A 21,030-nucleotide genomic window follows, 5' to 3' on the forward strand; every position below is an offset into this window, starting at 1 on the left:
GACGGGGTTTTCTGAGGAAAAGGCGTTGTTACTTGAGGGTAACGGTGGCGCCTGCAGCCTCGAGCTGCTCCTTGGCCTTCTCGGCAGCTTCCTTGTTGGCGCCTTCGAGGACAGCCTTGGGGGCACCGTCAACCAGGTCCTTGGCTTCCTTGAGGCCGAGGGAGGTGATGGCGCGAACTTCCTTGATGACTGCGATCTTCTTGTCGCCGGCAGCTTCGAGGATGACGTCGAAGTCGGTCTTCTCTTCAACCTCTTCAGCAGCTCCGCCACCGGCGGGGCCGGCAACTGCAACAGCAGCGGCGGTAACTTCGAAGGTCTCTTCGAAGAGCTTGACGAACTCGGAGAGCTCGATGATGGTCAGTTCCTTGAAAGCTTCAATGAGCTCTTCGTTGCTGAGCTTCGCCATGGTAGGCGTCCTTCCTGTTGTGGTGTCCGCAATGGCGCATGGCCTGAGGGGCACCGGAGTCTGGTGGGGGTAAGAGAATCAGTTCTCTTCGGCAGCGGGAGCTTCAGCGGCAGCTTCAGCTTCAGCGGCGGGGGCTTCTTCAGCGGCGGGCGCTTCGGCAGCTGCCGGTGCACCGTTCTCTTCTTCAAGCTTGAGGCGCAGTGCGTCGATGATGCGTGCAGCTGCGGCGGCCGGTGCCTTGAGGACACCTGCAACCTTGGCGAGCTGCAGCTCACGGGACTCGAGGGCAGCAAGTGCGGCAACCTCGGTGGCGTCCAGCGCCTTGCCCTCGAAGTAACCGGTCTTGATGACCAGCTGCTTGTTGGCCTTGGCAAAATCCGTCAGGCTCTTGGCAGCGGCAACTGCGTCACCCTTGATGAACGCGATTGCAGTGGGGCCGGCAAGCTGGCCGTCGAATGCTTCGACGCCGGCTTCCTTGGCTGCAATGGCGGTCAGGGTGTTCTTGACGACCGCGAACTTGGTGTCCTGGCCGAGAGAAACACGCAGCTGCTTGAGCTGTGCAACGGTGAGCCCGCGGTATTCGGTCAGGACAGCGGCGTTCGATTCCTTGAAATCGTTAGTGATCTCAGCTACTGCTGAAACCTTGGTAGGCGTTGCCATAACCCTCCTTCCGGGGATAGTGCCGGTATTCGACGGTCCCCGCTCAAGAGAGCTAAAACTATAAACGCCCCGCGCAGATGCACGGGGCTTGGCTCAACACGGCTGAACCGCGGAGCTTTGCTTCGTTCACCTGCGCCGGCCGCCCTGCGTTGAGGGTCCTTCGTCCGGAAACCCACTGTGGCCTCCGGAGCACAACTGCAGAGTTGAGCCATGTTCAGGAGAGTGGATTTCCAACAACCGACGGTCTTTGGTACTCCCAGCTTACGCGAGGCGTTGCCGCTCCGCCAAATCGGGGGCTCAGCTGGTACTGGTGTGCAACGTGGGGAGCTCTTTTTGCCAGATCCCGGTGACGCCGGCCGTCTGGAAGCCGAGCTGCCTGTTGACGGTCAGGAGGTACCGGTTCTCCGGCGCGTTCCAGGTGTAGATGATGCGGGCGTCAGGAAACTGCTCGCTGAGCCGCTCCATGTTGGCCACCTTAATCAGCAGGCCCAGCTTGTTGCCGCGGTGTTCCTGCAGCACCAGGGTGTCGTCCTGGAACACGACGTCGGCCCGGTGCGCCAGCACGGTGATGGTGGTCAGTCCCACCAGGGCTCCGGTGGCGATGTGCTCGACGGCGGTGACCACCGTTCTGCGGCCCTGCGCGATGGCGACGTCCTCCGCCTCCCGCAGGATGCCGCCGTCGAACACCATCTCCTGCTCAACGGGCGCGTCCAGCGAGGGATCCAAATCGGCCCCGGCCTGGTTTTCCAGGACGGCCACGGCCTCCAGCCAGCGTTCCGGGCAGCGGTCGGTCCAGTGGTGCAGCCTGTACCTGCCGTTGTTTGCTTCGTCGGCCTCAGCCTGGAGGTCCGCCACCAGCTTGCTGTCCAGCGGCAAGCGGCAGGAGCTGAACTGCTCGATGTGCTGCAGCGTGTATCCGGTCTTCTGCGCGAACTCCACTTCGCGGCTCTCCAGCGGCACGAACCCCTGGCCGGTACCGGGAACCAGCAGGGCCTGTTCAAACTCAGACAGGGACGCGCCGGGGTGGTTGGTGTCCACCAGGATCATGCTGCGCCCTTCCCCCTTGCCAGTTGTTCGGCTGCCTCCAGCAGCCGCCGTCCCACGCCCTGCCGCTGGTACTCGGGGAGGATGTCCAAAGTGAGTTCGGCGAGGTCCAGGTGGTCAGTCAGCGGCAGTGCAATGTCCACCGTTCCCACAATGGTGCCATCCACCTTGGCCACGAGGATCAGCTGGCGCTCATACGGATCCGCGAACTCAAGCAGCTTCTCCAGTGGACCGTAAGCCAGATCGTCGCTGCCCCACGTGGCCATCCGCACCTTGCGGCCGACTTCGACGGCGGCAAGGAAGTCCGCTGCGTCGGGGGTGTCCAGTGAGTCGGGGATCCAAAGCTGCTCGATCTTTACGTCTATTGCCATTCGGGCATCATCCCAGCCGTTTCTGCCACTCACCTTCATAGCCAGCGGGCCTGAATCCAAGTGCGGTATTTATCGCCAGCATATGCTGGTTTTCGCTGGCATTCCATGTCAGGACCGAGCGCGCCCGGGGCCACTTTTCCTGTGCGCGGCGGAGGTTGGCCACCTTGACCAGCATGCCCAGCCGGTGGCCGCGGTGTTCCTCCGAGACCAGGGTGTCCTGCTGGAGCAGCGACCCCGGCACCAGCGGCCGCCAGGTCAGGACGGTATAGGCCACCAGCTCACCGGTGCGGGGGTGCAGGGCCGCCGCCACGGATGAGTGCACGCCGCTCCTGGCCAGCGCCTGCTCATCGTCCCGGACGCGGGCGGCGTCCCAGTCCTCGCGTTCCCAGTCCATCCCGGCGGTGGGCGCATCGGTGCTCATTTGTGCCCGCAGGGCGGCGTACCGGGCGATCAACGGGTCCGGACAGTGCACGTCCCAGGCCGTCAGCCCATAATGGCCGGCGTGGCTGAGGGCATCAGCCTCCAGCCGCGCCAGCAGTTGTCCCGGAACGGGGAGGTCGAGCCGGCTGGAACGCTCCACCTGTTCCAGCCGGTACCCGGCGGACAGGGCGAAGGAGGTGGCCGGGTCAGCCAAAGGAAGTCCCCCGGCCCGCGACATGGCAGGTACCAGCGGACCCGCGTCATCCACCAGGCGGGCAGGGAGTTCAAAGTAGCCATCCAGCGACGTCCGGTTGTTGGCGCGGGCCACCTTCTCCGCGTGGTCAAGGAGCCGCCGCCCCAGCCCGCGCCGCCGGAAGGCCGGCGCCACCAGGACGTTGATCCCTGCCGTGGCGGTGTTCTCCCGCAGGGGCAGCGTCACCGAACACATGCCCACCGGTTCCTTGCCCAGCCGGGCGACAAAGAGGTGCCGCGCCTCGTATGCGGTGCCGCGCCAGTGTTCCACCTCCTCCGCGTAGGTGTAGCCACGGTCAAGGTCGCCCCATGTCTGCAGTTCGTGCGCTTCCCGCATTGACTGGCAGTCGTTGAAGTCCTGAAAGTCGCTGCCGCCCTCGGTTGACGGAGGAACAACGACGGCGGAAATCACCAGGGCGTTCGGCTGCGTCATTCCCCAAGCGTAGCCAGCCGTGGACGGCTGTCGAGGGTGCGCAAGCGGCCTTTAACGCCTGAAGGGACCGCCCGGCTGGTAGCCGGACGGTCCCTTCAGAAGTGCCGGAAGGCACGGGACGCTGCTGAGGATTTACGCCTCGGTGAGCACCTTGGTGACGTTGGGGTCAACGGAGATGCCCGGGCCGAACGTGGTGGCCACGGTGGCCTTCTGGATGTAGCGGCCCTTGGATGCGGACGGCTTGAGGCGAAGGACCTCTTCCAGTGCGGCTGCGTAGTTCTCGGCCAGCTTCACGGCGTCGAAGGAAACCTTGCCGATGATGAAGTGCAGGTTGGAGTGCTTGTCGACGCGGAAGTCGATCTTTCCACCCTTGATGTCGTTGACGGCCTTGGTGACGTCGGGGGTCACGGTGCCCGTCTTGGGGTTCGGCATCAGGTTACGCGGACCCAGGACCTTACCGAGGCGGCCAACCTTGCCCATGAGGTCAGGGGTGGCAACGGCGGCGTCGAAGTCGGTCCAGCCGGCGGCGATCTTTTCGATCAGGTCGTCGGAACCAACGAAGTCGGCGCCGGCTGCGATTGCGGCCTCAGCCTTGTCGCCCGTGGCGAAGACCAGGACGCGGGCCGTCTTACCGGTGCCGTGGGGCAGGTTGACGGTGCCGCGGACCATCTGGTCGGCCTTGCGGGGGTCAACGCCGAGGCGGAAGGCAACCTCAACCGTGGCGTCGAACTTGGACGGGTTGGTGTCCTTGGCCAGCGTTACTGCCTCGAACGGCGCGTAGTGCTTCTCCGCGTCGATCTTGGCGGCTGCTGCCTCATATGCTTTGCTGCGCTTTGCCATGCTGCTTATTTCTCCTTGTGCAGTTGTGGTCTGCGGACCGCGCTGGGCCCTGCCACAGTCGGTGATCCGGTTCGTTATCCGGCCCGGATGACCAACATTTCAATGTGTTTGGTGCCGGTGTCCCGGCGGTGCCGCCCGTCGTCGTCAACTACCTGACGCTGGACAGCGGGAAGGGTGGTTAGCCCTCGACGGTGATGCCCATGGAGCGGGCGGTGCCGGCGATGATCTTCGCTGCGCCTTCGAGGCTGGTGGCGTTGAGGTCTTCCATCTTGGTGGAGGCGATCTCGTTGACCTGGGCCTGGGTCAGCTTGGCAACCTTGACGGTGTGCGGAGTTGCTGAACCCTTGGCGACGCCTGCAGCCTTCTTGATGAGTTCTGCAGCCGGCGGGGTCTTGGTAATGAACGTGAAGGAACGGTCTTCGTAGACCGTGATTTCCACGGGGATGACGTTTCCGCGCTGGGCTTCCGTCGCAGCGTTGTACGCCTTGCAGAATTCCATGATGTTGACACCGTGCTGGCCAAGCGCAGGACCGATCGGCGGGGCCGGGTTGGCGGCACCTGCCTGGATCTGCAGCTTGATGAGGCCGGTGACCTTCTTCTTGGGAGCCAATGTAGGGTCCTTCTCTCAATAACGTCCTGGGGCACAGGAGCGTGCCTCAGGTTTTTGGCCGCCATGGCAAGGCGGCCGGCCGTTCCGGTGCAGCTAAGCGGGCGGCGCCGGGACGAATTCTAGGATTCTCAGATCTTGGTGACCTGGTTGAACGCCAGGGTGACGGGCGTTTCGCGCTCGAAGATGGAGACCAGCACCACGAGGGTCTGGGACTCGGGCTTGATCTCGGAGATCGTGGCGGGAAGGGTCTCGAAGGGACCTTCCTTGACGATGACGGATTCACCGACCTCGAAGTCGACGGCCACGGGAGCCTGGTTCTGCTTGTTGACCGGCTTGCCCTTCTCGGCTTGTTCCTCTTCGAAGACAGGGGCGAGCATGGAGAAGACCTCGTCAAGGCGCAGCGGGACCGGGTTGTGGGCGTTGCCCACGAATCCGGTGACGCCGGGGGTGTGGCGGACGGCGCCCCAGGAGGCGTCGGTCAGGTCCATGCGGACCAGGACGTAGCCGGGGATGCGGACGCGGTTGATCACCTTGCGCTGGGCGTTCTTGATCTCCACGACTTCTTCCATGGGCACCTGGATTTCGAAGATGTAATCTTCCATGTCCAGGGTCTGGATGCGGGTTTCAAGGTTGGCCTTCACGCGGTTTTCGTAACCTGCGTACGAGTGGATGACGTACCAGTCACCTTCCTGGCGGCGCAGCTTGGCCTTGAACTCCTCAGCGGGATCCACGGCTGCAGCTGCTGCCGCGGCGGCGAGGGCGTCGGCGGACTCGTCTTCCCCGTCAGCGTCTGATGCATCGCCTTCGGCAGCAACTACCACGTCGGAGGCGGCGTCGTCGGATTCGGGCGTGGAGGACTCAACCTCGGACTCTTCACCGGCTTCTGCCGTGACGTCCGGGGATTCTTCCAGCCCCGTCTCGGTTACCTCGAGCTCCTGCTCAGACACTTGGTCTCCTGCTTCCTCATTGCCTAACATGCCTATTTAAATGGCTCAATCCCGCACACCGGCGCATCCCTTCCGGTTTCCCGGATGGAACACGCGGCCTGCGGACTGTGCAGCCTTAGCTGTCCTTGGGGCCGGTACCGCCGAAGATCCAGCTGACAGCGGTTCCGAAACCAATGTCCAGCAGGCTGACGATGACCATCATGATGGCCACGAACACCAGCACCACGAGCGTGTAGTTGATCAGTTCCTTGCGGGTGGGGGCAACAACCTTCTTCAGTTCGCCGATAATCTGGCGGACAAAGAGTGCAATGCGGGCGAAGAAGTTTGCCTTGGCTTCCTTCTTAGCTGGGCGGCCCTTGGAGCTGCTGGCAGCTGTTTCGGTCACCTGGTCCTCGCTCATCTTTGCAATGGTGGATTACCCGGCCCTGATCAGAACCATGGTTGCTGCGCCTGCCCCGGGCTTTCGCCCGGAGCAGCTTGCGCAGGGCAGACAGGACTCGAACCTGCAACCTGCGGTTTTGGAGACCGCTGCGCTACCAATTGCGCCACTACCCTATGGAGTGAATTCCACTCTTTGACGACCCAACACCAGCTTGAACTGGGGCGCACGTCATCATCCGTGTTTCAACACCGGTGAACCAGTCTACGCAAGAACTTCGCGTAGGTAAAACCAGCCCGGCCCGGTCCGTCCGAAGTCCGGCCTGAAAGGTGCTGCGCAGGGCAGTCATAAATCAAAACCGGCTCCCCGGAGGGTCCGGTGAACAGCATAGAGTAGAACTCGTCGAATCCCACATTCCAGCCACCCGGCTGCAAGCGAAGAACGGACCTGCCATGTCTGCCGCCCGCGTTTCCCAACGCATTTCCGCAATTGCCGAATCCGCAACCCTGGCCGTCGATGCCAAGGCCAAGGCGCTGAAGGCAGCTGGCCGGCCCGTTATTGGCTTCGGCGCGGGTGAACCCGACTTCCCCACCCCGGACTACATCGTGCAGGCGGCCATCGAGGCTGCAGGGCAGCCCAAGTTCCACCGCTACTCCCCGCCGGCGGCCTGCCCGAGCTGAAGAAGGCCATCGCCGAGAAGACCCTCCGCGATTCCGGCTACCAGGTGGACCCCTCCCAGGTCCTGGTCACCAACGGCGGCAAGCAGGCCGTCTACAACACCTTCGCCACCCTGGTGGATCCGGGCGACGAAGTCATCGTTCCCACCCCGTTCTGGACCACGTACCCGGAGGCCATCCGGCTCGCCGGCGGCGTCCCCGTGGAGGTTTTCGCCGGCCCCGAACAGGACTACCTGGTGACCGTCGAACAGCTCGAAGCAGCCGTGACGGACCGCACCAAGATCCTGCTGTTCGTCTCGCCGTCGAACCCCACCGGCGCCGTCTACTCCCCTGAGCAGGTGGCGGAAATCGGCAAGTGGGCCGCCGCCAAGGGCCTGTGGGTGGTCACGGACGAAATCTATGAGCACCTGACCTACGACGGCGTGCCGTTCACGTCGATCGCCACCGCGGCCCCCGAACTGGGCGACAAGGTGGTCATCCTCAACGGCGTTGCCAAGACGTACGCCATGACCGGGTGGCGCGTGGGCTGGATGATCGGCCCGGCCGACGTCATCAAGGCTGCCACCAACCTGCAGTCGCACGCCACCTCCAACGTGTCCAACATCATGCAGATCGCCGCCCTCGCCGCCGTGTCGGGTCCGCTGACCGCCGTGGACGAAATGAAGGTTGCGTTCGACCGCCGGCGCAAGGCGATCGTGGCAGGACTGAACGCGATCGACGGAGTGGAATGCCCGACGCCGAAGGGCGCCTTCTACGTGTACGCGGACGTCCGTGCCCTGCTGGGCAAGGAATTCCCGACCGCGTCCGGTACGGCCACGCCGCAGACCTCCGCGGAACTGGCCTCGCTCATCCTTGACGAGGTTGAGGTGGCAGTGGTTCCCGGCGAAGCCTTCGGCCCCTCGGGCTACCTGCGCCTGTCCTACGCCCTGGGCGACGACGACCTCGCCACGGGCGTCCAGCGCCTGCAGGACTTCCTGGGCAAGGCCCAGTAGTCGCTCCATCACCTTCCGCAGGAACAACCCAAACGCCCCATCACCTGGTGATGGGGCGTTTGGGTTTAAGGCGCAGGATCTGATGGGGCGTTTGGTTTTAAGGCCCGAAAGATGATGGGGCGTTTGGGTTTAAGGCGCAGGATCTGATGGGGCGTCTAGAGGAGGCGGCGCTCGGCTGCCCACTTGGTCAGTTCGTGGCGGCTTGAGAGCTGGAGCTTGCGCAGCACGGCTGACACGTGGGTCTCCACCGTCTTGATGCTGATGAAGAGCTCCTTGGCCACCTCCTTGTAGCTGTAGCCGCGGGCGATGAGGCGCATGACCTCAAGTTCCCGGGCGGAGAGCTTGTCCAGCTCGTCATCGGCAATATCCGCAGGAGCGGTGCCGAAGGCGTCCAGGACGAACCCGGCAAGGCGTGGGGAGAAGACCGCGTCGCCGCCGGCCACCCGGAACACGGCGTCGGTGATCTCGGCACCGGAGATGGTCTTGGTGACGTATCCGCGGGCACCGGCGCGGATGACGGCCACCACGTCCTCCGCAGCGTCGGAGACGCTCAATGCCAGGAAACGGGTGGTGGACAGGAGCGCGGCGGAGCCGGCGATGACTTCCCGGCCGCCGCCGCCCAGTCCTCCGGGCAGGTGGACATCGAGAAGAACGACGTCGGGCCGCTGCTGGGCGATCACGGCAATGGCCTGTTCAACGGTGGCGGCCTCCCCCACCACCTGGATGCCGGCGTCGAGGTCAGCTTTCAGCCCGGACCGGAAGATGGCGTGATCGTCCACGATGACCACCCTCACGGAGTTTGCCGGCCGGGCGCTTCCGGTACTTGTCCCCTGGGTCGTGTTCATGATTTTCCTTCCGCGTGTTCTGCTGCAGCCGGCAGCCTCAGGCGGACCTCGGTACCATCCCCCGTGCTGAGGATGGCCGCCGAGCCGCCATGCCGTTTCATCCTGCCGATGATCGATTCCCTGATACCGAGGCGGTCCGCCGGGACGTCCCCCAGCTGGAAACCGGGTCCCCTGTCCTTGATGAAGATCTCAGCCTGCCCGTCCGATGCCTCAAGGTAGACCGAGACGGTTCCGCCGCCGTGCCGCGAGGCGTTGAGCATGGCCTCCCGGCTTGCCTGGACCATTGCTTCGTGCGCCTCGGTCATGGCGGCGTCACCCACGGTGACCACCTCCACGGCGTTGCCAAGCAGGTCCTCCACCTCCGCCGCAACAGCCTTGATCCGGTCTGAAAGCTGACCGCTTTCACGGCCGGGGTCCTGGAACAGCCAGCCGCGCAGCTCGCGTTCCTGGGCACGGGCCAGGCGGACCACGTCATGCTCGTTGCCGGCGCGCCGCTGGATCAGGGCCAGTGTCTGCAGCACGGAATCGTGGAGGTGGGCAGCGATCTCCGCCCGTTCCGTCTCCCGGATCCGGCCGGCTCGTTCCGATTCCAGGTCCCGCCAGAACTTCAGCGCCCACGGCAACAGGACCAGCACCACGCCGCCCAGGACGGCCACGGACGCCAACAGCGCCAGCCAGGTCTGTTCCCAGGAGCCCGAGCCGGACACCATCACCAGGACCCCTGCCACCACCAGCGCCAGTCCTGCAGCGAGCCTGCCCCACCCGCCGGCCTGGTCCGCTTTGGTCTTGTCCACCAGCCCTGCGCGGCGCGTCTCATCCAGCTGCATCCAGGCGATCGACGCGCCGCCCAGCACAGCTGCAGCCGGGATCAGCGTCCCCAGGGACACGTCCACGCCCAGCATCTGGGCAATCATGATGCCGGCCACCAGCAGGAGCCCGCAGCCCAGCAGGATTTCCTTGCCGTACCGCATCCCGCGCGCCCGGAACCAAGGGGGCTCTCCGGAGGCTCCCGCTCCGGCCGGAACGGGCCCATCGGCACCTGCTGGTGTTCCGCCGTCGGACGCCGTCTCCTGCGCCGGCTGGGCCTGCTGCGGCTGGCCCGGTCCCAGCTGGCTGACGGCGGGAGCAATGGGCGACGCCGGCCGGCGGGCGTTGCGGCGCGCGGCCTCGTCCGCGGTGGGCACCATGATCCAGAGCCATGCGTAGAAGACCAGGCCGGCCCCGCCTGCGAAGGAGGCGAGGACCATGCCCAGCCGGACATTCTTGACCGGCCAGCCCAGGTGCGCGGCGAGGCCGGAGCAGACGCCGGCGATGACACGGTCGCTGCTCCGTGCCAGGGGCGGGCGCACCGGGAGGGTTGTCATGGATCAATCCAAACACGGATCAGGGTTGCCCGGACCGTATCCGGCCGCTTACCGGGGACAGCTCAGGGGCCGTTCAGGGTATCCCCCAGTAGAGCGGCGACGGGCCCGGACGGGAGGATCGAGGTATGAACTCGCAGACCCCCTCCCCTGACGACGAACACCCTGCCGGGGCCATCCCCGGATCCGACAGCGAGCGGCCCACGGAGCCGCTGCCGTCCTCCCCTGCAACGCCTCCGGAGCCTGAGGTTGGCCCGGGTGCCGGTCCCGCGGCCGGCCCGTCAGGTGGTCTTGGCGCCGGTCCCTCAGCTGATCCGGGTGCCGGACCGGGCCCTGATCCCGCTGATAACACCCAGGGCTATGCCTACCGCAGCAGCCCCACCGCCCCAACTCCTTCCACCGACTTCTTCGGCTGGATCCGCAGCAACGGCATTTACCGGGGCAACGACCGTTGGGTCGGCGGCGTCTGCAGCGGAATCGCCCACCGGCTGAACGTGGACCCGATCATCATCCGCGGCGCCTTCATTGTCCTCACTCTCCTGGCCGGCATTGGCGTGTTCTTCTATGGCTTGGCATGGGCGTTCCTGCCGGAACCGGACGGCCGGATCCACGTCCAGGAAGCCGGCGCCGGACGCTGGTCCAGTGGCATGACGGGCTCCCTGATTGCCACGGTCCTGGGTCTCACCGGCCTGGGCGGAGGCTTCTGGGGCTGGAGCCATAACGGCCTCAGCGGACTGCTCTGGACCGTCTTCTGGGTGGCCGGCGCAATCTATTTGGTCTACTACCTTTCCCAGCGCAACAAGTCCCACCCCACCATGGCCGGCCACACGCAGGCAGCCCCCGGCGCGGGCCACCCGGCCGGACGCCCGGGCGCGGACTACACCTCGTCGTTCTCCGCAGGCACGCCCTCCGGGCCGGCGCCCGGCTTCCCGGCGGCGCCCCGGTACAGCGGCGGCCCCACCAGCTCAGCGTCCACCGGTATCTATGGCCCGGGCGGACACGGCACTCCTATCGGAACCGGTGTTCCCGTCGGAGGCACCTCCGCCGGCCCAAACGGCTCCGGTTCAGGCAGCACAGGCCCAGGCGGGCCGGGCACAGGCGGGCCGGGCAGCGGCGGGCCGGGCACAGGCGGGCCGGGCAGCGGCGTTCCCGGTGGAAGCAGCTACCCCGCACCGTGGGTGCCCCCGCAACCGCCAAAGCCCCGGCCGTCCGGCCCCGGCGCTCCCGCCGTCGCCATCGCCACGGGCTCGGCCCTGGTGGTGGGCGGTGGCCTCAAGGCGCTGGATGCCGCAAACATCATCGACCTGGGCGGCTCCGCCAACGCCATCGTGTGGGCCAGCGCGGCAGCAGTGCTAGGCCTGGGCATCCTGGTGGCGGGTTTCCGCGGCCGCACCTCCGGCGTCCTGAGCCTCTTTGCCGTAATCGCCCTGGTTACCGGCGGCATCTACAACACGCTGGACGACGGCCGGATGCGTTTCCAGCAGGTGGACTGGAACCCGGCAAGCATTGAGGAGGCACGCGGCGGCATCGACATCACCGCCGGGCGGGGCACCGTGGACCTCACGGGCCTGTCACCCACCGCCCCCTGACGTCCGACGTCGTGGTTCCCCTGGACATCACCGCCAGCAACGTGACCGTGGTGATCCCGCAGAACCTGCCCGTCGACATCAAGGCGGACATGACCATGGGAAACCTTAACGAGGCCACCGGCCAGCGCGGCGGCACCACCACCCGCGAAAGCAGCTACAACGCGGACAAGCCCGGCAACCACCTGGTGGTGCGGATCGACGGCACGTTCAGCAACGTCACAATCCAGGAAGGCAACTGACATGGACAGCAGCAACATTCCGACGACGGCGGGCCAAGACCCCGCCGGACCGGCACCGGCGAGGGTGGGGACGGTGGTGTGGGGACTGATCGTCCTGGCGCTGGCCGCACTCATCATCGTGGCGCAGCTGGGCATCGTGACACTCAATGGCACCTACGTCCTGATCGGCCTCATGATCGGCGCAGGTGTGGCCCTGGTGGCCGGCGGCCTGCTCTCAGCCCGCAAACGTGACAACGCATCAACTACAGGGAAGTCTTGAACCATGGATAAGTTCTTCAGCATTGTCAGGGGCCTTGGCCTGCAGCGCGGCCCACAGCGGTGGCTCGGCGGAGTGCTGGGCGGCATCGCGGCCAAGCTCAACGTCGACGTCGCCTACGTCCGCATCGCATTCCTGCTGTTCTGCCTGCTCCCCGGACCTGCCGTGATCTTCTACCTCCTGGCCTGGGTGATCCTCCCGGACCAGCGCAACGAGATCCTGCTCCAGACGTTCCTGGACCGCCGGTCGCTCAACCGGCCCTGACCAGCCAAGTCGCCGGCGCCGGACACACTGGCGCCGGCACCAGAAATCGGCCAGGACCACGGCCCCTGCTTTCGCGGACACTCTCCGACAGCAGGGGCCTTTCCTGTCCCGGCACTGCCCGGCCCGGGCACCCCCATGTAACCGGTTTGTGTCGTACCCCACACACCCCATTACACTTCTAGGTGAGCTCAGCGTGGCGCTCTGCCTGTAAACCTTCTCTCCAGGATTTGAGCCGAACATGAAAATTGGAATCCTCACCAGCGGTGGCGACTGCCCCGGACTGAACGCCGTGATCCGAGGCGCCGTGCTTAAGGGCATCGCCGTCCACGGCCAGGAATTCGTCGGATTCCGCGATGGATGGCGGGGTGTGGTGGAGGGGGACATCATCGACATCCCCCGCACCATGGTCCGCGGCATCGCCAAGCAGGGCGGCACCATCCTTGGCACTTCCCGCACCAACCCGTTCGAAAACGGCGGCGGCCCGGAGGCCATCAAGGCCCACATGGACCGGCTGGGCATCGACGCCATCATCGCCATCGGTGGTGAGGGAACACTCGCCGCCGCCAAGCGCCTGACCGACGCCGGACTCAAGATCGTCGGCGTCCCCAAGACCGTTGACAACGACCTTGACGCCACCGATTACACCTTCGGGTTCGACACTGCCGTGCAGATCGCCACCGAAGCCATTGACCGGCTCCGCACCACCGGCGAATCCCACCACCGCTGCATGATTGCCGAAGTGATGGGCCGGCACGTGGGCTGGATCGCCCTGCACGCCGGCATGGCCGCAGGCGCGCACGCCATCCTGATCCCGGAGCAGAAGGTCAGCATCGAGCAGATCACCGAATGGGTCAAGGAAGCCCATCATCGTGGCCGCGCGCCCCTGGTGGTGGTGGCCGAAGGCTTCGTACCCGAGCACATGGAAAGCCCGCACTCCGAGCGCGGCCTGGACACCTTCGGCCGTCCCCGGCTGGGCGGCATCGCGGACCAGCTCGCCCCCGAACTGGAGGCACGCACCGGCATTGAAACCCGCGCCACCATCCTGGGCCACATCCAGCGCGGCGGCGTCCCGTCGGCCTTCGACCGGGTCCTGGCCACCCGGCTTGGCATGGCTGCCATCGATTCCGTGGTGGAAGGCTACTGGGGCACCATGGTGGCGCTCAAGGGCACCGACATCCGGCACGTTGCCTTCGAAGAGGCCCTGGGCCAGCTGAAGACCGTCCCGCAAAACCGCTACGACGAAGCCGCGGTCCTGTTCGGCTAAGTCAGTGGGCCGCCCTAGGCTGGGACCATGACACTCGATCCCGGCTCAGCGGCCATCATCCAGCTGGCGTGGGCACGCCGGCTGGGCCTTGACGACGACGCGTTCGGGGACGCCCTGGTCTCCGGGGCACGGATCGTCCGGGCGGACGAATCGGCCCGGACCGTCGAGTTCGTCCGGTTGTTTGGCAGTTCCGCGCTGGTGGGCCCGCAGAGCGTCATCGAAGCCGCAACGGACATTCCGGACGAGGAGATGGCCCAGCACGTCACGCTGCTGAAACTGACCAGGGACCGGGGCGGCCATGGGCTCGGCGCTGCCGCCCTGTTCTTCGCCGACGACCTGCCGCTGCAGCAGCCCTCCGGGGAACTCACGGTCTCACACGGGAACCCGGAGGCCATTGAACTGGAGGGCCGCTGCCCGCCGGACGACGTCAACGAAGTGGGGCTCTCCGACCTCGAAAACCGCTACACCATCGTGCGTGAGCAGGACGGCAGGCGCGTGCCCCTGGCCTGCGGTGCGTACGGCGAATGGGAGGGCCTGCTGGCCAACATGGGTGTACTGGTGGACCCGGAATGGCGGCGGCGCGGCCTGGGCTCGCTGGCCGCATCCATCGCGGCGCACGAGGCCCTCGCCGCCGGGCTGACGCTTCAGTGGCGTGCGGACGTCAGCAACACCGGCTGCCTGGCACTGGCCAGGCAGCTTGGCCTCTCAGCCGGCGGAATCCAGACCAGCGTCCACCTTCGCTGACGCCTGGTCCTGGCCCTGCGTCCCCCAGCCCTGGACCGGCTGCGGCTTGGCGAAGAACAGTGCCACCGCCGCCCCCACCAGGATCACTCCGGCGGGCAGCAGGATGGACTGGCCCATCGCGGTCGAGAATCCGGCGTGCAGGAACCCGGGCAGCGAGCCACCCATTGCCAGTCCTTCCCCGGCGGACCCGCCCGGCCCTCCCGAGGGAAGCTCGGCGGCCAGCCGCGACTGGATCAACACAGCGATGGCCGCACTGCCCAGCACCGCGCCGATCTGGCGGGTGGTGTTGTACACGCCCGAACCGGCACCCGCCTGGCGCGGCGGCAGGTTCCTGGTGGCAGTGGTGCTCAGCGGGGCCCAAATGCCGGCGTTGGCGAAGCCCAGGACGGCGCTGGGCAGCAGGAACATCAGGATGGGCGTATCCGGCTGCATCAGGACCGAGTTCCACAGCAGCGCCACCGCCATGAGCACCAGCCCGGTGGCCGTGATGAACTTCGGGTTCACGCGGTCCACCAGCTTGCCCACCACGGGTGCAAGCCCGCCGGAGATCAGTGCCATGGGCACCATCATGAGGGCGGACTGTGTGGGGGTTAGGCCCCGGACCAGCTGGTAGTAGAAGATCAGCGGCAGGCTGAAGGCGGTCACCGTGAAGCCGACGGTGGTGATCCCGATGTTGGCCAGCGAGAAGTTGCGGTCCCGGAACAGCGCCAGCGGCAGCAGCGGCTCGCCCTTGTTGAACCGCTGCCACAGGACGAAGACAGCCAGCACCACGATGCCGGCGATTATCAGGCCCCACACGCTGATGGGCCCGGTGATGGTGCCCCAGTTGTAGGTTTCGCCCTCCTGGATCCCGAACACCAGAAGGAACAGCCCGACGGCGCTCAGCAGGACGCCGGGAATATCGAAGCGGTGCGGATGGGTGCTCAGTGCCGGGACGTTGCGCAGCGCCAGGATGAAGCCCACGACGCCGATGGGCACGTTGATGAAGAAGATCCACTCCCATCCCAGGCCGTCCACCAGGACGCCGCCAAGGATGGGCCCGACGAGCGTCGCCATGCCCGCTGTTGCGCCCCAGACCGCCATGGCTGAGCCGCGGCGGTCCGGCGGGAAGATCCGGGTGATCACGGCCATGGTCTGAGGCGTCATCATCGCGGCGCCAAGGCCCTGGAGGACACGGGCGGCGATCAGGATCCGGACGTCGCCTGAGAGGCCGCACCACAGCGAGGCGAGGGTGAAGACCACCAGGCCGGAGAGGTAGAGCTTCTTGGGCCCGAACCTGTCGCCCAGCCTGCCGGTGATGAGCAGCGGGACGGCGTAGGCCAGCAGGTAGGCGCTGGTCACCCAGATGACCGAGTTGATGTCGGCGTCCAGCCCCTCCATGATGCGGGGGTTGGCCACGGACACGATGGTGGTGTCGATCAGGATCATGAAGAACCCGATCACCAGGGACCACAGTGCCGGCCAGGGCTTTGCTACGTTTTCCACTCGGTCATCCTTCAGGAGTTTTTGTTGGTGCCGGGCGGAACCCGGGCAGAGCTAGCCCAGCAGGTCCAGGATCTCCGTGCGGGCAAACATTTGCGCCGCGGCACGTGCCGAGGGCGCACCGGCGTCCGGATCCGCTCCGGCGTCAAGCAGGACGCGGGCCACGTCCGTGTAGCCCTTGAATACGGCGCCTGCGAGCGGGGTCTGGCCCCGGTCGTTGGCGGCGTTGGCGTCGGCGCCGTGTTGCAGGAGCAGCCCAACGGTGCCGGCGTGGCCGTGGTAGGCGGCCAGCATGAGCAGGGAGTCACCGGCGGAGTTGGTCATGGTCGCGGGAACCCCGGCGTCCAGGTAGGCACCCAGCAGGGCGTCGCTCCCCTCACGCGCAGCCTCGAAGAGCGCCTGCGCCAAAGCCAGCGCGTCGTCGTCGTGCCCTTCCGCTGCCGTCGTCCCAACGCCGGCAGGCGTGGTCCCGGTGTGCTCGGTCATCAGCGTGGCCCCCTCAGGAATCCGGTCTGGCGCCCCACCACCTGGCCGGCATCCGGGGCAACAATGATTTCCTGGACGGCGGCATACGGCTCATCGCCGTCCAGGACGGTCAGTATCTCATCCGCGGCCACGGAACGTTTTATGACTGCCAGGGCCACAGGACCCATCTCGTAGTGCTGCGCCACGGAGGTGACGGTCCCGACTTTCCGGTCCCCTGCCATGACCGGGCTGCCGGCGGCGGGGAGGGTGTGCTGCGAGCCGTCCAGCTGCAGGAAGACCAGCCGGCGGGGCGGGTGGCCCAGGTTGTGGACGCGGGCGATGGTCTCCTGGCCCTTGTAGCAACCCTTGGCCAGGTGCACCGCGGTGCGCAGCAGGTCAAGCTCGTGCGGGATGGTCTTGTCATCCGTCTCGGCACCGATCCGGGGGCGCCAGGCGGCGACCCGCAGGGCTTCCGCGGCGAGGACACCGGCCAGAGACCGCCCCGCGACGGCCTCTTCCAGTTCGGCGGCCGGGATGAGGTACTCGAACCAGGGGCGCTCCAGCCCCGGATGGTTCTCCTCCGACACGGTGGCATAGGAGTATCCGCCGGCGGATACGTGCGGCCACGGGTCCTGCCAGGCGAGGCGGGCGGACCACTCCGGGACGGCACGGGTGCTGCCCACGACTGCCCAGTCGGACGAGACGTCGGCGATTTCCACCCGCAGCATGAACTTCATCCGGTTGAGGTACTCCGCCAGCGGCGCTGCCTCGGCGGCCTCAACGATCAGCCACGTGGTCCCGCCGTCGTCGACAACCCGGGCGTCAAAGTCGATGCGGCCCTGGACGCTGAGGAGCAGCAGCTCGCTGGACTCCCCCGGCTTCAGCGCGGCCACCTGCTGGGAGGACAGGGTATTAAGCCAGCTCAGCCGGTCCGGGCCGGTGACGGTGACCACGCCGCGGTGGGAAAGGTCGACGACGGCGGTTCCGGCAGCGAGCGCGCGCTGCTCGCGCAGCGGCTCGCCGTAGTGGGCGGCGACTCCGGCGTCAGGGCCGCCGGCCTCGACGGCGCCGGGGCGCGACAACAAGGGGCTGGGCGTAGTCATATGAAGTAGAAGTCCTTGGAGGCTAACGGTATTCCGGATTTTCGAAATCGAAATGGGTACCGGCGTTCCATTCGTTGGGCAGGTTGCCGTAGGCCGGGTAGCCGCCCGCATCCTTCAGCATCCTTGCCAGGTGCAGGAGGTTCCAGGTCATGAAGGTGGTGTTGCGGTTGGTGAAGTCGCTCTCCGGGCCGCCGGAGCCTTCATCCAGGTAGCTTGGGCCCGGACCAACCGGCCCGATCCAACCCGCGTCGGCCTGCGGCGGGATGCTGAAGCCGATGTGCTGAAGACTGTAGAGGATGTTCATGGAACAGTGCTTGATGCCGTCCTCGTTGCCGGTGATCAGGCAGCCGCCCACCTTCGGATAGAAGGCCCACTGGCCCCTGTCATTGAGCTGGCCGGAGTGGGCGTAGAGGCGCTCGATAAGTTTCCTGGTCTGCGACGAGTTGTCACCGAGCCAGATGGGGCCCGCCACCACCACGATGTCAGCTTCCTGGACAGCGGGATAGAGATCCGGCCACTCGTCCGTGGCCCACCCGTACTGGGTCATGTCCGGGTAGACACCGCTGGCGATGTCGTGGTCCACGGTACGGATCACCCTGGTGCTGACACCCTGCTTTTCCATGATGCGGCGGCTGATGGCAATCAGCCCGTCCGTGTTGGATGTCTGCGGCGACTTCTTCAGGGTGCCGTTGAAGAAGACGGCCTTGAGGTCGCCGTAGCCGCTGGGCTTTCGTGCTTGATCCGTGCCGTCTTCCATGAGGTTTCTTTCCTGTTCAGGAGACTCTATGCAGGAACGCGGAGGCGTGGGCTTCAAGGCCCTTGCCGGTTTCGCCGCCTGTCGCCACGTCCCACCGCCACAGGAGGTTGCCGTCCACCAGGCCAAAGATCCGGGTGGCCGCACTGTACTCCTTGGAGTGGCTGCCACGCATCACCATGTCGGTGGTCAACTGGATCTGCGGGCCCTTGATCTGGCCGTAGTACAGCTCGGTGATGCCGCCTGGGTGGGCGATGGACACCGAGATGTCGAAGCCGCCGTCCTTGTTGCGCAGCGCCTCCACCTCATCGGCACTCTTCAACACCGGGACGATGTCGGCAGGCACCAGGCCCGGGCCGCCGTCGGCATCCAGCTGCTTGCGTTCAAGCGCCCAGAAGCCGGTCTCAACGGTGAGCGGCCGCAGGCGCGTGCCCTCGTCGTCGGTCAACCAGCTCTCGGCCCGGTACTGCAGGTACGGCAGGCCGTTGTGGGTGAAGGAGACGTGCTGCAGGAAGTGTTCCGAATCCTCGTCGCCGCTGCCCAGCCGGCCGCGGCCCTCCCACTCGCCAATGAGCCACGAAAGGGGGACGAGTTCAGGGGTCAGATCTGTAGGAATCTCAATGGGCATTTGTTCTACCTCGAGATACGGCCGGCTCCGGAAGAGGGGTGGCTACTTCTGGCCCTTGAAGAGGCGGTAGACCACGAATCCGGCGAACCAGGCCATGGACAGGCTCGCGATGCCGAGCAGGACAAGGAAGAAGATTTCAAAAGCAAGTACGGACATGGTGCCATCCTAACCCGTTAGTAGATGAGTAGTTTGTCTATGAAGTAAGCGAGGGATCCCACCGCTGAGACGGGGGCCAGGCCCATGCTCAGTGCGGCCGCAAAATTCAGCGGGGCGCCGCGGAGCGTGGCCAGTCTGCGGAAGCTTGCCAGGACCGCGCCCACCACCACGCCGAAGACCGCGGCCGGCAGGACGGCGATGTCCGACAGGACCAGTCCGGCGAGCGGCCCGGCCAGGCCCGCCAGGACAATGCCCAGCGGAGCAATGATGCTGTCCGGCCAGCGGATAAGGCCGGCCAGCAGGGCCACCGCGGCACTGATTGCCGCCACAAGCAGCATTTCGCGGACGCCGTTGAACCGCGCTCCGGCAACCCAGCCGGCGCCGAGGCAGGACAGCAGGACACCGGCGCAGCAGCCCAGTGTGGACTCCAGCCGCTGGGCCTGTCCCGTACCGCGGACCAACTGCACCACAAACACCGCCATCATTCCCAGCGCCACGAAGGCCGGCGTCCAGTCCAGGTAGCCCGGGGCCGGCGCCACGCCGGCCGCCACGGCAGCGCCTGCGCCCGGCAGGGCGATGACGGCGGCAAGGGTCTTCTTGGCGGGGATGCGGAGGAAATGCGGCCACCCGATCCCCACTGCGGCGGCGATGGCGACACCGACGGCGACGAGTGCTTCAGGCGAGGCATAGACCCCGGCGATGATGGCGGCCAGGCCGGCGATGCCGACAACGCCGATGGTCCAGGAACCCAGCGAACGCACGGGTGCCTGCAGGTCCGCCGTCATGCAGGGCCCGGCCTGTGCTTCGTCGGTGCACTCACTGCGCTGTTTTCCCATCCTGGCGTTGGCCGGAAGGCTGGTCCGCCCCCTCATGGCAGGGCTGGTCCGCCCTGCTTCAATCCTGCCTTATGTGAAGGGCATATGTCGCAAAACGCTCCCGTCCGCGGCCTGGATCTGTGGCCTGGAGGAGGCCGCCGGGTATACTCAAGGTTCAGCTACGCTCCCTGCTGAGGTAGCTGGCCGGCGGCGTGCTGACGGCCCAGAGCCTCGTGCAGGAAGCCAGTACCGGCCGGTGAGAATCCGGTTCAGTCGCCCAATGATGCGCGGACGGCCCTTGGAGGAACAATGTCGCACATCCTGTTACTGACCAACAGCACCGGTTCTTCGGTGGACATCCTGCCTGCCCTCGAATTGCTGAACCACAGGGTCCACATCCTCCCGGCCGAGCCCACGGCCCTCCTTGAGACAGACCCCTGCGACATCGTCCTGCTGGATGCCCGCAAGGACCTGGTGGGCGCCCGTTCACTCACGCAGCTCCTGAAAGCCACCGGGCTGAGCGCCCCCCTGGTCCTGATCCTCACAGAAGGCGGCATGGCCGCCGTTTCCTCCGCGTGGGCCGTTGACGACATCGTCCTCGATTCCGCCGGACCCGCCGAAGTGGAGGCGCGTATCCGGCTGTCCGTTGCCCGGGCAGTCCCCGAGCAGGAAGACGCTCCGAGTGAGATCCGCGCCGCCGGCGTCATCATCGACGAGGCAAGCTACACGGCACGCGTCAACGGCGCCCCGCTGAACCTGACGTTCAAGGAGTTCGAGCTCCTGAAATACCTGGCCCAGCATCCAGGCCGCGTGTTCACCCGGCAGCAGCTCCTCACCGAAGTCTGGGGCTACGACTACTACGGCGGCACCCGCACCGTGGACGTCCACGTCCGGCGCCTCCGGGCAAAGCTCGGCGCGGACCACGAGAACCTGATCAGCACGGTCAGGAACGTCGGCTACCGCCTCACCCTCGTCCGGCAGCAGGAAGACGAACTCACCGAGGCCTGAGCCCCGGCGCGCCATTGACGTATAGC

The 21,030-nt window shown here is 66.3% G+C and carries 20 protein-coding genes, 1 tRNA gene and 3 pseudogenes; 7 read left to right on the forward strand and 17 right to left on the reverse strand.

The features are described from left to right. Positions 1-28: 28 nt before the first annotated feature. The 9 genes and pseudogenes from rplL to OUO20_RS11265 form a co-directional block, all read right to left on the reverse strand. Positions 29-406 (reverse strand): 50S ribosomal protein L7/L12, encoded by a 378-nt coding sequence (rplL, locus tag OUO20_RS11225; protein WP_018769123.1) that lies wholly within the window; start codon positions 404-406, stop codon positions 29-31. A 78-nt stretch (positions 407-484) separates the two neighbouring features. Next, positions 485-1,066 carry a 50S ribosomal protein L10 gene (gene rplJ / locus OUO20_RS11230; RefSeq protein ID WP_018769122.1) on the reverse strand — a complete coding sequence of 194 codons (582 nt, stop codon included), beginning with the start codon at positions 1,064-1,066 and terminating at the stop codon, positions 485-487. 297 nt (positions 1,067-1,363) lie between these two features. Beyond that, positions 1,364-2,481, reverse strand: a pseudogene (locus OUO20_RS11235) (GNAT family N-acetyltransferase). Positions 2,482-2,488: 7 nt separating this feature from the next. Continuing rightward, the gene (locus OUO20_RS11240) at positions 2,489-3,586 is read right to left on the reverse strand and encodes a GNAT family N-acetyltransferase (RefSeq protein WP_018769120.1); all 1,098 of its coding nucleotides are present in this window, start codon (positions 3,584-3,586) and stop codon (positions 2,489-2,491) included. 132 nt (positions 3,587-3,718) lie between these two features. Next, positions 3,719-4,426 carry a 50S ribosomal protein L1 gene (gene rplA / locus OUO20_RS11245; RefSeq protein WP_018769119.1) on the reverse strand — a complete coding sequence of 236 codons (708 nt, stop codon included), beginning with the start codon at positions 4,424-4,426 and terminating at the stop codon, positions 3,719-3,721. Between the two features lie 178 nt (positions 4,427-4,604). Next, positions 4,605-5,036 (reverse strand): 50S ribosomal protein L11, encoded by a 432-nt coding sequence (gene rplK, locus OUO20_RS11250; RefSeq protein WP_003803853.1) that lies wholly within the window; start codon positions 5,034-5,036, stop codon positions 4,605-4,607. 128 nt (positions 5,037-5,164) lie between these two features. Then, a complete protein-coding gene (nusG, locus tag OUO20_RS11255; protein ID WP_018769118.1) occupies positions 5,165-5,983 on the reverse strand; it encodes a transcription termination/antitermination protein NusG in 819 nt (272 codons plus the stop codon). A gap of 115 nt (positions 5,984-6,098) precedes the next feature. Then, complete coding sequence (gene secE / locus OUO20_RS11260) at positions 6,099-6,383, reverse strand: preprotein translocase subunit SecE (protein WP_056388913.1); 285 nt, start codon at positions 6,381-6,383, stop codon at positions 6,099-6,101. Positions 6,384-6,465: 82 nt separating this feature from the next. Beyond that, positions 6,466-6,538, reverse strand: a tRNA-Trp gene (locus OUO20_RS11265). Between the two features lie 276 nt (positions 6,539-6,814). On the opposite strand from OUO20_RS11265, the pseudogene OUO20_RS11270 reads away from it, so the two are divergent. After that, positions 6,815-8,031 (forward strand): annotated as a pseudogene (locus OUO20_RS11270) (pyridoxal phosphate-dependent aminotransferase). A gap of 155 nt (positions 8,032-8,186) precedes the next feature. Here the strand turns inward: OUO20_RS11270 and OUO20_RS11275 are convergent. Then, entirely contained in the window at positions 8,187-8,876 is a 690-nt protein-coding gene (locus OUO20_RS11275) for a LuxR C-terminal-related transcriptional regulator (RefSeq protein WP_018769115.1), read from the reverse strand. Next, the gene (locus tag OUO20_RS11280; protein ID WP_268001741.1) at positions 8,873-10,240 is read right to left on the reverse strand and encodes an ATP-binding protein; all 1,368 of its coding nucleotides are present in this window, start codon (positions 10,238-10,240) and stop codon (positions 8,873-8,875) included. Before OUO20_RS11280 ends, OUO20_RS11275 begins: the two co-directional genes overlap by 4 nt. Before the next feature lie 125 nt (positions 10,241-10,365). Here OUO20_RS11280 and OUO20_RS11285 point away from each other — a divergent pair. The 5 genes and pseudogenes from OUO20_RS11285 to OUO20_RS11305 all read left to right on the forward strand — a co-directional run bounded on the left by OUO20_RS11285 (position 10,366) and on the right by OUO20_RS11305 (position 14,593). After that, a pseudogene (locus OUO20_RS11285) lies at positions 10,366-12,065 on the forward strand (PspC domain-containing protein). A 1-nt stretch (position 12,066) separates the two neighbouring features. Next, a complete protein-coding gene (locus tag OUO20_RS11290) occupies positions 12,067-12,324 on the forward strand; it encodes a hypothetical protein (RefSeq protein WP_018769112.1) in 258 nt (85 codons plus the stop codon). A 3-nt stretch (positions 12,325-12,327) separates the two neighbouring features. Further along, positions 12,328-12,585 (forward strand): PspC domain-containing protein, encoded by a 258-nt coding sequence (locus tag OUO20_RS11295; protein WP_018769111.1) that lies wholly within the window; start codon positions 12,328-12,330, stop codon positions 12,583-12,585. A gap of 238 nt (positions 12,586-12,823) precedes the next feature. Beyond that, a complete protein-coding gene (locus OUO20_RS11300; RefSeq protein WP_018769110.1) occupies positions 12,824-13,849 on the forward strand; it encodes an ATP-dependent 6-phosphofructokinase in 1,026 nt (341 codons plus the stop codon). 27 nt (positions 13,850-13,876) lie between these two features. Then, on the forward strand, positions 13,877-14,593 hold the full coding sequence (locus OUO20_RS11305; protein WP_144600761.1) for a GNAT family N-acetyltransferase: 717 nt from the start codon (positions 13,877-13,879) through the stop codon (positions 14,591-14,593). Here OUO20_RS11305 and OUO20_RS11310 read toward each other — a convergent pair. The 6 genes from OUO20_RS11310 to OUO20_RS11335 all read right to left on the reverse strand — a co-directional run bounded on the left by OUO20_RS11310 (position 14,555) and on the right by OUO20_RS11335 (position 19,966). Continuing rightward, positions 14,555-16,078 carry a DHA2 family efflux MFS transporter permease subunit gene (locus tag OUO20_RS11310; protein WP_018769108.1) on the reverse strand — a complete coding sequence of 508 codons (1,524 nt, stop codon included), beginning with the start codon at positions 16,076-16,078 and terminating at the stop codon, positions 14,555-14,557. The genes OUO20_RS11305 and OUO20_RS11310 overlap by 39 nt on opposite strands. 51 nt (positions 16,079-16,129) lie before the next feature. Continuing rightward, entirely contained in the window at positions 16,130-16,561 is a 432-nt protein-coding gene (locus OUO20_RS11315; RefSeq protein ID WP_018769107.1) for an ankyrin repeat domain-containing protein, read from the reverse strand. Further along, the gene (gene ygfZ, locus OUO20_RS11320) at positions 16,561-17,643 is read right to left on the reverse strand and encodes a CAF17-like 4Fe-4S cluster assembly/insertion protein YgfZ (protein WP_268001742.1); all 1,083 of its coding nucleotides are present in this window, start codon (positions 17,641-17,643) and stop codon (positions 16,561-16,563) included. Before ygfZ ends, OUO20_RS11315 begins: the two co-directional genes overlap by 1 nt. Before the next feature lie 22 nt (positions 17,644-17,665). Beyond that, positions 17,666-18,400 carry a flavodoxin family protein gene (locus OUO20_RS11325; RefSeq protein ID WP_268001743.1) on the reverse strand — a complete coding sequence of 245 codons (735 nt, stop codon included), beginning with the start codon at positions 18,398-18,400 and terminating at the stop codon, positions 17,666-17,668. 16 nt (positions 18,401-18,416) lie between these two features. Next, the gene (locus OUO20_RS11330; protein WP_018769104.1) at positions 18,417-19,025 is read right to left on the reverse strand and encodes an FABP family protein; all 609 of its coding nucleotides are present in this window, start codon (positions 19,023-19,025) and stop codon (positions 18,417-18,419) included. 173 nt (positions 19,026-19,198) lie between these two features. After that, positions 19,199-19,966: a hypothetical protein gene (locus tag OUO20_RS11335; RefSeq protein WP_043424912.1), complete on the reverse strand. Its 768-nt coding sequence runs from the start codon at positions 19,964-19,966 to the stop codon at positions 19,199-19,201. A 339-nt stretch (positions 19,967-20,305) separates the two neighbouring features. Between OUO20_RS11335 and OUO20_RS11340 the strand changes: the two genes are divergently transcribed. Further along, positions 20,306-21,004 (forward strand): winged helix-turn-helix transcriptional regulator, encoded by a 699-nt coding sequence (locus OUO20_RS11340; protein ID WP_018769102.1) that lies wholly within the window; start codon positions 20,306-20,308, stop codon positions 21,002-21,004. The last annotated feature ends 26 nt before the right edge of the window (positions 21,005-21,030 follow it).

Origin of the sequence: Arthrobacter sp. FX8, from assembly GCF_026723805.1 — a bacterium.
GTDB lineage: Bacteria > Actinomycetota > Actinomycetes > Actinomycetales > Micrococcaceae > Arthrobacter.